The sequence below is a fragment of the Thalassolituus sp. UBA6592 genome, assembly GCF_002433655.1.
GTDB lineage: Bacteria > Pseudomonadota > Gammaproteobacteria > Pseudomonadales > Oceanobacteraceae > Venatoribacter.
In genome coordinates this window covers 440-828 of record NZ_DJIO01000173.1, presented here as the reverse complement: position 1 = coordinate 828, position 389 = coordinate 440, and the positions used below count along the sequence as shown (strand labels likewise).

Annotated in this window: 1 pseudogene; it reads right to left on the bottom strand. The window is 55.3% G+C overall.

Annotation, left to right across the window (positions count from 1 at the left end):
* Positions 1-389, bottom strand: a pseudogene (locus B2Z72_RS17470) (acetyl-CoA C-acetyltransferase); the annotation flags it as partial.

The window sequence follows — 389 nt, the reverse complement described above, 5'->3', positions numbered from 1 at the left end:
CGTCTTTGGCAAACGCCGGACGCAGTGTCGGGATTTTTTCGATGTTAGCGTTGAATGGCTGCTCATCGTTTTCAACCAGGGTTTCGCCTTTACGGCTGGTAACGGTGACAGGAACGATTTCAGCGTTATTCAGGCCTTTTTCGATGGCGTCTTTGGCGCGGGTCAGGGACATGATGGCGTATTCGTCCATCTGTTCGCGGGTATAACCTTTCTTATCAGCCATTTCCTGGGCGAAAGCACCCATCAGCTTACCGGTTTCAGCATCCTGCAGGCCATCGAGGAACATATGATCCTGTGGCGCACTGCCGGCACCCATACGGTAGCCCGTGCGTACGCCTTCCATTACGTATGGCGCGTTGGACATGGATTCCATGCCGCCGGCGACGGCG